Below are 12,977 nucleotides of genomic sequence, written 5' to 3'. Positions count from 1 at the left end.
GAGGGAGCCGGGCATCAGTCGTAGAACGGACGGGGCTTGCACGGGCTGGCGGAGGCCTTGCGCGGCGGGAGGATGGGCGCCGCCGAGCGCAGCTCGGAGTCGATGGCGTCGAACACGTCCGTCACCGGCACGTCGCGCCTGCGCGCCTCGCTCATCACCCAGCCGCGCTCCGACGCGCCGAAGTCGTCGTCCTGGGACCAGTGGTCCCCAGGGAACGAGTGCATCGAGCGTCGACGCCAGTGGGGCTCCGCCTCGGCGGCGGCTCGGCCCAGCAGGACACGCTCGTCGGCGGACAGGCGCCGCGAGGGCGTCCTCACCTCCGAAGTCACGGCCCGCGCCACCGCCACTCCGCCACACAGCGCGAGGGCCACCCAGCCCGAAACCGCCACGCGCTTCCAGCGCGCCTGTGTCGTCGTCATCGTCATGGCACCCACCCGTCCTTCCGTGGGTTCCTACTCCAACTTCCCCGAGCGCTTCACCCGATTCAGTCGGAAGGGCGGCGGGCGGAGCACCAGGGCGCCGTCCGCCGGGCACCTCGACTCAGGAGCGGTCGTTCTCGTCTGCGTCGGCTTCCAGCTCGTACGGGTTCGCCAGGAGCCGGTGCGCGCTTTCCATCATCTCCACGACGATTTGCCCCGCGGGCTGCACGCTCTCGATGCGCGCCATGCTGGAGCCGCTGGCGGGCAGCACCATCTCCTCCAGGTCGCCCTGCGTGTCGGGCGTGGGCACGAAGGCGCTGAAGCGCGGCATCGTGTAGAGCGCGTCGCCGCCTGTCAGCCCCGGGTACAGCCGCGTGGTGCCAATGGAGTCGGTGGAGTTCGTCGGCGCGCGTGCTTCGCGGCCCGCCCACTCGCGCACCACGCGGTTGCGCAGCACGCGCTGACGAGGACCGGACCACTCGGGGCCGAAGAGGGTGGTGAAGTCGGAGTCGCGCGCGTCTCCATCCACCACGCGCTGCTTGTAGCCCGGGTGCGCGTACGCCTCCACGGAGGCCACCATGCGCGTGCCCACCCAGACACCGTCGGCGCCGTGGAACAGCGCCCGCGCCGCGCTCAGGCCGTCCGCGATGCCACCGGCGGCGAGCAACGGCAGCTCTCCCACCAGTGCGCGCAGCTCCCGCACCAGCTTCAGCGTGGGCGTGGTGCCCTTGTTGTAGCCCGCCGCCTGACGGCCTTGCGCGATGAGTCCGTCGATGCCCAGCGCCAGCGCCTCCTTCGCGAACTCCACCGAGCTGGCCTGCACCCAGACCTTCGTCCCCGCGGCCCTCAAGGCCTTCACCCAGTCCGCGGGCGGCAGGGTCCAGTGGAAGGCGACCACCGGCACTCGCTCGGCGATGCACGTGTCGATGTGCTCGCGCGTGGTGAAGTCACCCGCCCGCGCGCGGTCGAGGATGAAGTCCACGCCGAACGGGCGCTGCGTGCCGGCGCGGATGGTCTGGATGCGCGAGCGCAGGAAGGGCGCGGGCTCCGGCGCGGAGCCGAGCATGCCGATGCCTCCCGCCTCCGACACGGCGATGACCAGCGGCGGCAGCGCCACGAAGGCCATGCCCGCGCTGACGAAGGGGTAGTGCACGCCCAGGGCCTTCGTCAGCCGCGTGTGCAGCGTGTTGTCTTCCAGGACGTGGATGGGCGGACGGCGAGGCGCGCGGCTTTCCTCCGACTCGGAAGGAGAGCCCTCGTCATCCAGCTCGCTGTCCCCAGGACCCCCCGAGGGGCCGGCCCGGTGGGAAGGGGGCGCGGCGCGTCCGTCGTTCGTTCCGTTCATCATGTCTCCTCGGTGTCGCTGGCCCGCTGACCTCTCGCAAAGGTTACCAGCATCCCCTGGCTGTTGAGGTCAGGGGGCGACGAGGCGGTGGCCCACCCGGGTGCTCGAAGACATTCGCCGGTGTCGGGTTGTGAGCACCCGGACCGCGTCTACGTCGCGAGTGACTTCTTCATGTGTCGGTGGGGAATCCCCACTTCCGTGAACGCTTCCGCATACACGGAATAGCCCAGGCGTTCGTAGAACGGCACGACGGGCTGCCGAGCGTGGAGGTGGACGTGGGTGATGCCGCGTCGCACCAGCTCCGCCTCCAGTATCTGGACCAACCGGGCACCCAGGCGCTGACCCTGCAGGTGGGGTGTCACCGCCATCTGGAACAGGCGTCCCCCGTGCACGTCTTCGGGGTTGAAGAGGACGCAGCCGAGCACGCTGTCACCCCGGTGGGCGACCAGGTGGAGGCTCTGTGCCTCGAACGGAAACTTCACCGCGTCCCGCGTGTGGCCCAGCGGCTCGCGCAGCACGCGGAAGCGCAGCTCCAACTCCGCCTCGTAGAGCGCGTGCCCGGGCTGGATGAAGGTGAACTCGAGCTCGGCCTCGCTCATGAATCAGAAGGTCCCCGTGAGCTGGAGGGTGAAGGTGCGTCCGTACTGCGGCACGGGGGCGATGGAATTCTCGTCCGACACGGGAATCTGGTAGTCGGAGTCGAGCAGGTTGTGGACGCCCGCGAAGTAGCGCAGCGGGCCGTAGTCACCGGAGAGGCCGAAGCCGACGAGGAGGACCTCGCCGCTGTCCGCGCCGCCCGCGCCCGTGGGACGCGCGCTCTGGTAGGTGGCCTGGGTGGCCAGCCGCATGTCGCCGTTGCCCACCGGCATCAACAGGCGTCCGGAGACCAGGTGCGCGGGAGACGCGGCGGACACCTCTTCCGAGGCGTTGCGCAGTGTCACGTACGAGTAGCTCACGTCCACCAGCAGGTAGCGTCCCGGCTGCCAGTGCACACCGGCCTCCGCGCCCCACGCCAGCGTGGTGCCGCTGTCATTGGCGAAGCGCAGACACGGAGAGCCGCCGCAATCGGTCGAGGGGGTGTCGTCCGTGCGCAGCTGCACCAGGCTGGAGATGCGATTGTGGTAGCCGGCCACCGACAGGCGCAGCTCGTCCGTCAGGTCGTGCGAGTGCTCCAGCTCGAAGGTGGTGATGGTCTCCGGTAGCAGTGACGCGGGAGGGGCCTGGGTGATGAAGTCCGTGTAGGAGAGCTCGTAGACGTTGGGGGCACGGAAGGCCCGTCCGGCGACCAGCTTGGTGAGGCCCGCGTCGTAGGGCCGCGCGATGATGGCCAGGCGCGGGGTGATGGGCGTGGTGTCCAGGTCCAGGTACTTGTCCAGGCGCAGGCCCGCGGAGAGGCTCAGGCGAGGGTGCAGCCGCCACTCGTCGAGCAGGTAGGCGGACAAGAGCGTGCGCGCCTTCGTATCCAGGCGGATGTCGCTCGCCGTCTGACGCACGCTGAGCTGCCCTTGCGCCTCCACGCCGAGCGTGAGGCGGTTGCCCTCGAAGATGCCCACGCGCGCGCGCAACTCCGCGCTGACCCAGTCCGCCGCGCCTCCCTCCTTGTTGGAGCCGCCCGCGCTCTCCGGGTAGATGTAGATGCCCTCGTAGCGACTGAGGTCGAACGCGGCGCGCCCGGACAGGCTGAAGCGCTCGGTGAACTCACGCTCGTAGCGCGCCTCGACGAAGGCGCGCAGGTCCTCCACGGTGTTGCCATCGGCGCCGGGCACGGTGCCGTAAGGGGCGGTGGGCAGCTCCTTCGAGCGGACGTTGAGCTGGCCCTGGAAGGAGAAGTCTCCCAGCCGGGCGCGTACGGAGGCGGTGGCGGCCCGCTCCGCGTCCAGGCCGGTGACGAGCAGGTCACCCAGCGCGGGGTCCGCGCGTCGCAAGAGCGTGGTGTCCGCGCCGGAGGCCGTCATCGCCGCGGCGCTCACGAGAATGGAGCGATTGCCGTCCTCCCAGGATGCGGTGGCGTGTCCGCGCGTGGTGTTGAGTGCGCCCACCGCGCCGGTGACTTCCAGGTGGTTGTCCGGGCCCAGCGACTCGCGGGGCACCACGTTGATGACGGCGAAGAAGGCGCCGGTGCCGTACAGGGCGCTGCCCGGGCCGCGCACGACTTCGATGCGCTCGACCTCCATCAGGTCCACGTTGAGGTCGTGGGCGGCGTAGCCCTGGCCGGCCCACACGTCGTTCATGGCGTGGCCGTCCCAGAGGATGAGGACGCGGGTGTTGAGGTCGCCCGGAGGCGAGAAGCCGCGCACGCCCAGGTACGTATAGGTCCGGTCGTCGGTGAGGTAGAAGCCGCGCACGCCGGAGAGCGCCTCCGCGAGGGTGCGCCAGCCGAACGCGCGAAGCTCCTCCTGGGTGAGCACGGTGGTGGAGGCGGGCGCGTCGTCCACGGCGACCAGGCTCTTGGACGCGGCGCGCACGGGCGGGGGCGCGTAGCGCAGCTCCGCGTGGACCTTCACCTCCTGGTCGGCGACGACGGTCACCTTCTGGCGCAGCGGACGCACCTCGCGGCTCTCCACCTCCAGCGAGTGCTCGCCCTCGGGGAGGGTGACGATGGTGGGCGTGAAGCCCGTGGGCTTGCCGTCCACGCGCACGGTGGCGCCGTCGCGGTTGGCGGTGACGACGAGCCTTCCGGAGGGACGGTCCTGCACGCGCAGCGCGACGGAGAGTGGGACGCTGCCGTCGGCGGGCACGTCCACCACGTACTGGCCGGGGGAGTAGCCGGGGGCGCGCACGTAGAGGATGCGCTGGCCGGGAGGCAGGCGGGCGCGGCCGGGCAGCTTGGTGATGACGGGGCCGTTGGGGGCGTCGCGCACCTCGGCGCCCTCGGGGGTACCGCTCAGCTCCACGCCGCCGGTGATGAGGAACAGGTCGAAGGTCTGCTCCGTCTCACGGCCGCGCGCCACGGTGACGGTGGCCTCGGTGGGACGGTAGCCGTCCTTCTTCACCATGATTTTGTGGCGGCCCGGCGACAGCGCGAGCGTCTGCGGCGAGCGGCCCCGGCTGCCCAGGTCCATGCGGTCCACGTAGACGTCCGCGCCCTTGGGGACGGTGGTGACCTTGACGAGCGCCACCTTGGGGCGCAGTCGGTCCAACGAGCGTGACACCTCCGAGGCGTCCTCCGTGGGCAGGTCCTCGGTGAGCAGGTCGTTGTAGTAGCGGTACGCCTCGTTGAACTTGCCCAGCGCCTCGAAGCAGCGGGCGATGTTGAAGAGCACGTTGCGGTTGGGCACCAGCCGGTAGCTGGTGAAGTAGGAGCGCAGGGCTTCGGTGTACTGGCCCTTGGCGTAGGCGTCGTTGCCCAGCTCGAAGGCGATGTCCGCCTCGTCGGCGTTGTTGTCCGCGTACGCGGGCACGGACAAGAGCAGGAGTGACAAGACGAGAAGGCCAGAGCGAGAAGGAAGCATGGGGCGGTGACATTCTTCCTCCTATGGAATGTCAGGTCCATGGGGGCCTTTGGGTGGGCCGCCGAATGTCAGACCCGCTGAGTAGGAAGGAGTGGACACGCGGTATGGGGTGGGGTTCCACTTCTGGGAGGTGGCGGGGATGTTGGAGGGGTGGGAAGTCAGAGGGGAGAGGAGCGAGGGAATGGGTGAGGGACCGAAGCGGCCGGCCACGTACGAGGACCTGCTCGCACTGCCGGAGAACATGGTCGGGCAGATAATCGACGGGGAGCTCATCGCGATGCCCCGGCCGGCGAACCCGCATGCGAAGGCCAGTTCCTCGCTGCAGGGCGAGCTTTATGGACCCTTCCAGCGGGGCCGAGGAGGGCCTGGAGGGTGGTGGTCGCTGGTGGAGCCAGAGCTGCACTTCGGCCAGGACGTGCTGGTGCCAGACCTGGCGGGCTGGCGTCGGGAGCGGATGCCGGAGGTTCCGAACGCGCCGTACTTCACCCTGGCGCCAGACTGGGTCTGCGAGGTGCTCTCTCCGTCCACGGCGTCGCTGGACCGGGTGAAGAAGAAACGCATCTACGCCCGAGAAGGCGTGGGCCATCTCTGGCTGCTGGACCCGACGGAGCGGACGCTGGAGGTGTTACGTCTGGAGGGCGGCCGCTGGGTGGAGCTGGGCACGTACGGAGGGGACGAACTCGTTCGTGCCGAGCCCTTCGAGGTATTGGAGTTGGAGCTGGGCATCTTGTGGCTTCTGGAATCGACGCCGAAGACGCCCTGAGGCTCAGTGCAGGGCGCGCTTGCTGGAGGTGTCCGTGGCCTGTGTGGTCGCGGACTGGCGCATGAGGAGGTCGCCCACCGTTTGGAGCACGTGGGTGGTGGCGCCCTCCGGGTCCCTGAAGAAGTGGGGCGTCCAGAGTCGGACGAGCTTCCAGCCCTGGCCTTCCAGCACGGCGGTGCGGAAGAGGTCCCACTCCACGCGGTCGGCGGCCTTGGGGTAGCGCGTGCCGTCGCAGAGCAGGCCCACGGTGACGTCGCCTGGGATGGTGGGGTGATGCAGGGCCACGTCCACGCAGAAGCCGTCATTGCCCCAGTTCACATCGGAGGACACGTGGTGGCGTCGCGCGAGATGTGACGCCAGCGCGTGGGCGAATGTGGAGCCCGCCTCCGTCGCTCGCTCGCGCACGATGAGCTCTCGCGGTGCGGAGGGCTGGGAGGTGGGGAGCGCGTCGTCGCGGAGGGCCTCCGCGTGGGCGAGGGCGATGCGTTCCGCGAACTGGAGGTAGGCGAAGAGGAGCCAGCCTCCGTTGGGCTGGCGGCCGGACTCGACGGGCGGCAGGGAGGTGTACGCGTCGCGAGGAATGGAGGTGACCAGGTGCACCTGCTGGCGGGCGCGGGTGACGAGCACGTTGAGGCGCCGTCCTCCGCCCGCGCTGCCGAGCGGACCGAAGCGTCGGTAGAAGCGCCCCTGCCGGTCGGGCCCGTAGGTGGTGCTGATGATGAGGTGGTCCCGCTCGTCGCCCTGGACGTTCTCGAGGTTCTTGACGAAGAGGCCCTCGAAGGAGCCGGCGCCACGACGGGTGCGCGCGGTGGCGAGCCGGGCGGCGAAGGGGGCGTCCTCCGCGGCCAGCTCGTCGAGGACGTCGGTGATGGCGTCACGCTGTGAGAGGTTGAAGCAGGCGATGCCGATGGAAGGAGGCTCGGCGCGTGCGAGCAGCTCCTTCACGAGCTGGCCGACGGCGCGGGCCTCGGTGTGGTTCACGCGCTTCTCGTAGGTGCCTCCCACGGGGAGCAGGCGCAAAGGCGCGTGGGGTGCGCGGTGCGAGGGATGCGCGGGGATGGCCTGGAGCCGCTTGTCGTAGAAGTGCTCGTTGCTGAAGGCGATGAGGTCCGCGTCCTGCGAGCGGTAGTGGACGTCCAGGTAGCACTGGTCGATGTCCAGATTGAGCGCGGCGGAGAGCAGGTCTTCCACCTCGGACTGCTGGTCCTCGAAGAGGCCCTGCTCTGTTTCCGCCTCGGTGTCCTGGCTCTGCACCACGGCGGACTCGAAGAAGCGCGTGGGCGGGAGCTGCTTCGGGTCTCCGGCGATGACGACGCGCTTTGCACGGGTGAGGACGGGCAGGGCTTCCTCGAGTCGGCACTGGGAGGACTCGTCGAAGATGACGACATCGAAGATGGGGCGTCGCGGGAAGATTTGCGCCACCGTCTGCGGGCTGGCCATCCACACGGGGCGGGCGTCGAAGAGCGGGTCTCCGCCTTCGAGTTCCAGGCCGGTGGCGATGACCTGCCGCACGCGCATGGCGCGCTCGCCTCGGAGCATGAGGCGACGGCGCAGCTCCGCGCCCTGGCTGTTGAGTCTTCCTCCGGTGCCGGCGAGCAGGCGCTCGCGTTGACGTTGCGTCCATCGGTGGAGGATGGCGTCGCGAACGAGCCCGCGCTTCTTCTCTTCGAGCACGCGGTAGCGGGACTGGGTGGCCTGCGCGCGCTCGGCGTCGACGTGCTGGAGGGCGGGGTCTTCGCGCAGGCGTGAGGAGACTTCGGCCGCGAGCGTGGCCTTGAGCACGGCCGTCCAGCCTGTGTCCGCGTCCACGCCCTGGCGTGCCAGGGATTCCACCGCTGTCTCCAGTGAGGGAGGCATGCCGGACAGCAGCGAGCGCAAGCGCAGCATTCCCTCCACGGTGGACAGACGTGCCTGGAACGCGGAGGCGATGGGGAGCAGTTGGGCACCGGCGCGCAGCTCTCGCGAGCGGGTGGTGAGCCACGCCGAGGAGAGGAGTCCTGTCTCCGCGAGTCGCTTCTCCAGCTTCACCACCGCCGCGCCTCGCGCGGGAGATTGACGGAGGCCCGTGAGCAGCGAGGCACGTGCGGCGGTGTCTCCTGTCAGTGCCCGGCGCACGGCGTCTCGGCACGAGGCGAGCAAGGGCGTGTTGTCCAGTGTGCCCAGCACGTCGAAGAGGGCGCTGTGCGCGCGCAGGTCCCGAGACAGCAGTTCATCGGGAAGGCTCGCGGCAACGGAGCCCGGAGCGAGGGTGGAGCGGTGGAACTCGCTCAGCAACGCGCGGGCGCGGGCGCCGATGAGGAATCGACTGACGCGCTCGGCAGCGGCGGCGCCCAGCGTGATGCCAAACTGCTGGAGCACCTTGCGAGCGCCGGCCTTCCGAGCAAAGCAGAAGAAGGCGTACCACTTGCTGGCGATGCCCAGATACGTGCCCAGCGTGGCGAGCGCCGTGGACAGCGCTCCCAGGGACTGGGGTTGCTCGCGGTGAATCAGCGAGAGCTCCGTGTCGAGCGGTCCCTCCGAGAGCACCTTCACTTGAGGCGCGAGCCCATCGAGCTGGGCCTTCGCGGTCCGCACGGCGTCCGTGGAAGCGACGCTCCAGCGCGCGAGAGCTTCAGGGCTCGCGGTCTCCAGCAGCGGAGCAAGCTGCTCGGCGAAGTGGGCGCGTGGGATGCCCTCGGCTTCTGGCTCCGCGCCAAAGGAAGGGATGTGCGGGGAGGAGAGGGAGTCGGCGTCGCGGGCCGCGTCGATGGTGGTGCTCAGTCGCTCGCGCCACGCGGCCAGCGGCGTGGCGAGATACGTGGCCAGGTCAACGCCCAAGGTCTCTCGCCAGGGATTGTCCGGGTAGCCTTCCTTGAGCGCGCGTTCGAGGACTTCGCGTGTCTCCCTCTCTCGCGAGGTGACATCACCGAGCCGCGCGGAGGCGAGCGATGTCGTGGCGGGAGTGAGCGCGGCGGGAGTCTCCAGGGAAAACCACTGGCCCACCAGCTCGTGGAAGGAGGGCGCGGTGCCACCGGCGGGGCGCTCGGAGAGGGCGCGCTCGGCGGCGCTGAGCTCGTCGTGGAGGGTCTGGAGCTCCTCGTCCACTCGGGACAGCTCCTTCGTCACGGCGGCGTTCGTCCGTGCTTCGGGCAGGGTGTCGAGCTGTTCGCGGATGCCCAGGTAGAGGTCTCGCTGGTCCCGCTGAGCGTCGTGCACGACGGCGCACAGGTTGCCCAGGCCCAGGTGGTCCAGGCGGTGCTTCACGACGTCGAGTGCGGTGCGCTTATCGCAGACGAACAGCACCCGTTCGCCTCGGGCCAGGTGGTCGCCGATGGCATTGGCGATGGTCTGCGACTTGCCGGTGCCAGGAGGCCCATGGATGACGAGCCCCCTGCGGCTGCGCGCCAGTCGCACCGCGCGGGCCTGACAGGGGTCCGCGATGGTGACGAGCCGTTCCTCGGCGGCGAGCTTGAGCCCCTCCAGGTTCCGCTCTCCGCCGCCCGAGTGCGCGGCCTGCCCGAGCGACACATCCACGCGCAGGAAGCTCTCCAGCGGACCGGAGATGGGCTCACCATCCACGAGCGCACGCATGTCGTCCACGAGGCTCTGATTGGACAACGGATACAGGCCGAGCACGGCGCTGGGGAGGATGGAGGCCGCGGCGCCTTCCTCGTCCGAGCGAGGCACGGGTGCCAGGAGGGTCTCGGGCGAGAAGGTCGCGGGAGCAGGCAGCTCCAGGGCCTTGGAGACGAGGGCAGCCAGCTCGTTGACCTCACGCCAGGGGTCCACGCCCTCCTCATCGGCGAAGAGCTCGCCGAAGCGCTCCCCTGTCTGTTGTTCGAGCCACGCGAGCAACGCGGTGTTGGGTGCGACGCGGTCCACGCCCTCTTCGGCGCCTTCCAGCTCGACTGCTGTGGCGCGTCCCTTCTTCACGGTGATGCGCACGGGGACGAAGGCGATGGGCGCGAGGATGCGGCGGGTGCCGAAGCCGCGCTTGTCCTTGGTGCTCGGGGGCAGGTGCAGCAAGGGGAAGCCGACGTGGAGGACATGCGCGCCGGTGTCCTGCTCGAAGATGCGGGCGTCCTCGACGATGGCCGCGAGCTTGCGTAGCAGGGCCTGCTGTTCCTCCTCGGCCCGGGTCAGCGCCGGGACTGTTTCATCCTCGGAGACCCCGGGCTCCGCACGAGGAGCAGTGAGCGAGTCACCCTCGTCGGATGGAGTGCCCTCGCGTGACGTCTTGAGTCCGGGTGTGCCCGACTTGGGGGGCGGCTTCACCGTGAGCCGGGCCGAGGCCTTGTCGCCGAGCAGCGCGGTCAGCACCGCGTGAGGCGGGGTGCCGTCCAGTCGGCTCAGTACGGAGAGGTCCAGGCGCTGGCGGCTGTGGTGGGGGCGGCAGTTGAGGCTCGGCCCGGACGAGAGCGCGGCATAGAGCCGCTCGAGCATCTTCTCGAGGACGCGGTTGCGGGACTCGGACGACACGGCGGTACCTCTCTCCAGGGGAGGGAGGTCGCTGTCTACCATGGGGTTTGGAGGGTGACCTCAGTCCGCCAGTGCGGCGGCGAGCGAGCGAGCGGCGGCCTCCAACGCCTCGGCTGGGAGATGATCCGCCGGGGCGGCGTCGAACACCGCGCGGCCCCACAGTCGCTGCGGCGTCTCTCGGAAGCGCGGCACCAGGTGCAGGTGGCAGTGGCGCAGCACGTCGCCGATGGCGAAGGCATAGGCGTGCTCGGCACCCAGCACCTCGCGTTGGGCGCGCATCACCCGCGCGGCGAACGCACCCAGCTCCCGCGCCGTGGCGTCCTCCAGCTCGTACCAGGCCCGTGCATGTTGCTCGCTGGAGATGACGACCCAGCCAGGAACGGCGCTGGGGCCCGCGACGCCATGCAGCACCAGCCCTGGAGCCCGGGCCAGGATGCCGCCCACGGGGCGATGCTCACCGCGCGTGATGGCACAGCCCAGACATGGGTCATTCACATCCACCATGGGGTCACCGTAGCAGTCGTTTTCAGCCACGGCGGGGGCGCCGGAAGACGCATCGCGCAAGGGAGGGTCTCATGAGACCCTCTGGAAACTGAGAGGATGGGAAGGGTGTGTTGTGATCGCCCCAGGGCGCGGTGTTCGCGGTGCGGGACGAGGAGCGAGTACGACTGTCGCCTGCTTGACGTGAAGGGGCCGGGTCGGAGAGTGTCCGCCCCACGCTCTTTCATGGTTGGGGGCGTGAGAGCTCAAGCAAATCTTTTCAAGGTGGGGATGATGAAGAAGCATCTGGTCATGGCCGTGGTGCCGTTCCTGGCGCTGGGGTGCGGTGATGATTTCAAGGATGAGAACGGGGACGGCATCGCCGACGGCATTCGTGAGCCGGACAGCGTGACGGTGGTGACTCCCGCGACGCCGAAGGGGACGGTGTCGGGCCAGGTGTTGAGCACGGACCTGAAGCCGCTGTCCGAGGCCGCGGTGGAAATCACCATCGGCAGCTCGGCGGAGCCGCTCGCTGGGACGACCGACGCCAAGGGCAACTTCGAGTTCAAGGACGTCCCGGCCGGCTCCCAGGTGCTGCTGACCTTCACCAAGGCGGGCTATGCCACGCTGCGTGCGACCTCGACGATTCCCTCGTCGGCCGGCAACGTGCCCATCAACAACGCCAACGTGAGCTTTGGTCCCGTGACGCTGACGCGGCTGGACGGCTCGCTGCGCTTCCTGCTGGTGACGCCGCAGGGCCGTCCCGCGGCGAACGTACGCGCGACGCTCGAGGCCTCGCCCGCGGGCACCATCGTCCTGTCGAACAGCGACTCCACCACGCGAGTGGTGAGCACGGTGGTCGTGGAGGCGACGTCCGATGACCAGGGCGTGCTGGTGTTCCAGGGTGTCCCGACCGCGCAGGAACTGGCGCGCATGACTCAGGGCCAGTACCGGCTGTGGGTGTCCGCGGTGGACTCCAACAGCGACGGCGTGCCGGAGACCAACGGCTACGTGAGTGCCTACACGGCCGCCACTGTGGTGGCTTCAGGCACCACGCGGCTCATCAACCTGCCCTACTCGCGGGATACGACGCTGGGTGCGCTGACCGTCGAGGGCAGCAACGTGGCGATGTTGCGGGGTGCGTCCAGCACGCACTCGCTGCGCAACCTGGTGCGCCCGGGCGAGCCCATCTACCTGTACTTCAACCAGCCCGTGCAGCAGAGCTCCCTGCTGGCGCGCCTGACGGACGAGTACGCCAAGGAGGCGCTGCCCGTCACGGTGGCCCTGGGCAATGGTGGCTACAGCGCCACCATCACCCCCGGCAACGGGGTCGTGCAGACGGGCAAGGAGTACAACATCGACCTGCGTGCCGTCTCCGCGGAGACCGGTGAGCTGTACTCGCGCACGGGTTATTTCTTCGGTGGCGAGCCTGGCTCCGTGGCGCCGGTGACCATCGCGGAGGCGCGTTACCAGGAGAGTCTGGCTCCTCCTAACCTCCAGCAACTCAACGAGGGCGAGCGGGTCTACATCAACTTCAGCTCCCCGGTCTGGTCCCCCTTCGAAAGCGGGCTTGAGCGCGCCGAGGTCTTCTTCGCCACCGGCCTGGACCTGAATGCCGATGGGAAGGATGGCAGCGCGGTGGGCGAGATGGGTTTCCCCAAGGGATTCCCTCTGATCAGGCATGAGCCCTTCGGACCCTACGCGACGCGCACGGATCGGCCTGAATTGCCTGTCTTCGGCATCAGTGGTTCGGGGTACAGCACGCGTTACTCATTCGTCTACACGGCGAATGGTGTTCCGCCTGCATACCCGGCGTTCTTGCCTAGTGCCGTGAGGCTCGTGGTCGTGTTTTCATCGCTGGGGAGCAGAGGCCTCACCGGTAACTACGAGAGCATTTGGGGACAGCCCATCATCACGGACATGACGGTGAGTGGGCTTGCGATCCAGCCCGCGCCTGTTACTCCTCCGTAGTATCTCGACTGCGCAGAAACTGCTTTGTTGAAGGATGACCGCGCCTCCGTGGGGATGCCCCACGGGGGCGTTGGTGTTTCTGGGGGACT

At 69.2% G+C, this 12,977-nt stretch carries 8 protein-coding genes; 2 read left to right on the top strand and 6 right to left on the bottom strand.

The features are described 5' to 3' along the window. Positions 1 to 14: 14 nt before the first annotated feature. The 4 genes from ACN469_RS00655 to ACN469_RS00640 all read right to left on the bottom strand — a co-directional run bounded on the left by ACN469_RS00655 (position 15) and on the right by ACN469_RS00640 (position 5,216). Positions 15 to 425: a hypothetical protein gene (locus ACN469_RS00655; RefSeq protein ID WP_498763089.1), complete on the bottom strand. Its 411-nt coding sequence runs from the start codon at positions 423 to 425 to the stop codon at positions 15 to 17. 115 nt (positions 426 to 540) lie between these two features. After that, on the bottom strand, positions 541 to 1,767 hold the full coding sequence (locus ACN469_RS00650; RefSeq protein WP_498763088.1) for an NAD(P)H-dependent flavin oxidoreductase: 1,227 nt from the start codon (positions 1,765 to 1,767) through the stop codon (positions 541 to 543). 146 nt (positions 1,768 to 1,913) lie between these two features. Further along, entirely contained in the window at positions 1,914 to 2,363 is a 450-nt protein-coding gene (locus tag ACN469_RS00645; protein ID WP_498763086.1) for a GNAT family N-acetyltransferase, read from the bottom strand. Positions 2,364 to 2,366: 3 nt separating this feature from the next. Further along, the gene (locus ACN469_RS00640; protein WP_498763084.1) at positions 2,367 to 5,216 is read right to left on the bottom strand and encodes a TonB-dependent receptor domain-containing protein; all 2,850 of its coding nucleotides are present in this window, start codon (positions 5,214 to 5,216) and stop codon (positions 2,367 to 2,369) included. Positions 5,217 to 5,397: 181 nt separating this feature from the next. Here ACN469_RS00640 and ACN469_RS00635 point away from each other — a divergent pair, with 181 nt between their 5' ends. Continuing rightward, positions 5,398 to 5,979, top strand: a complete 582-nt coding sequence (locus tag ACN469_RS00635; protein ID WP_498763082.1) for a Uma2 family endonuclease — start codon at positions 5,398 to 5,400, stop codon at positions 5,977 to 5,979. A gap of 3 nt (positions 5,980 to 5,982) precedes the next feature. On the opposite strand, the gene ACN469_RS00630 is transcribed toward ACN469_RS00635, so the two are convergent. Continuing rightward, the gene (locus tag ACN469_RS00630) at positions 5,983 to 10,437 is read right to left on the bottom strand and encodes an AAA domain-containing protein (RefSeq protein ID WP_498763080.1); all 4,455 of its coding nucleotides are present in this window, start codon (positions 10,435 to 10,437) and stop codon (positions 5,983 to 5,985) included. A 60-nt stretch (positions 10,438 to 10,497) separates the two neighbouring features. Beyond that, complete coding sequence (locus ACN469_RS00625) at positions 10,498 to 10,941, bottom strand: HIT family protein (protein ID WP_498763596.1); 444 nt, start codon at positions 10,939 to 10,941, stop codon at positions 10,498 to 10,500. 270 nt (positions 10,942 to 11,211) lie between these two features. Between ACN469_RS00625 and ACN469_RS00620 the strand changes: the two genes are divergently transcribed. Beyond that, on the top strand, positions 11,212 to 12,888 hold the full coding sequence (locus tag ACN469_RS00620) for a carboxypeptidase-like regulatory domain-containing protein (protein ID WP_498763078.1): 1,677 nt from the start codon (positions 11,212 to 11,214) through the stop codon (positions 12,886 to 12,888). The last annotated feature ends 89 nt before the right edge of the window (positions 12,889 to 12,977 follow it).

It is taken from the genome of Corallococcus terminator (assembly GCF_049194865.1).
Taxonomy (GTDB): Bacteria; Myxococcota; Myxococcia; order Myxococcales; family Myxococcaceae; genus Myxococcus; species Myxococcus terminator_A.
Note: the sequence above shows the minus strand (reverse complement) of the source record. Positions and strands in the feature narration are given on the sequence as shown.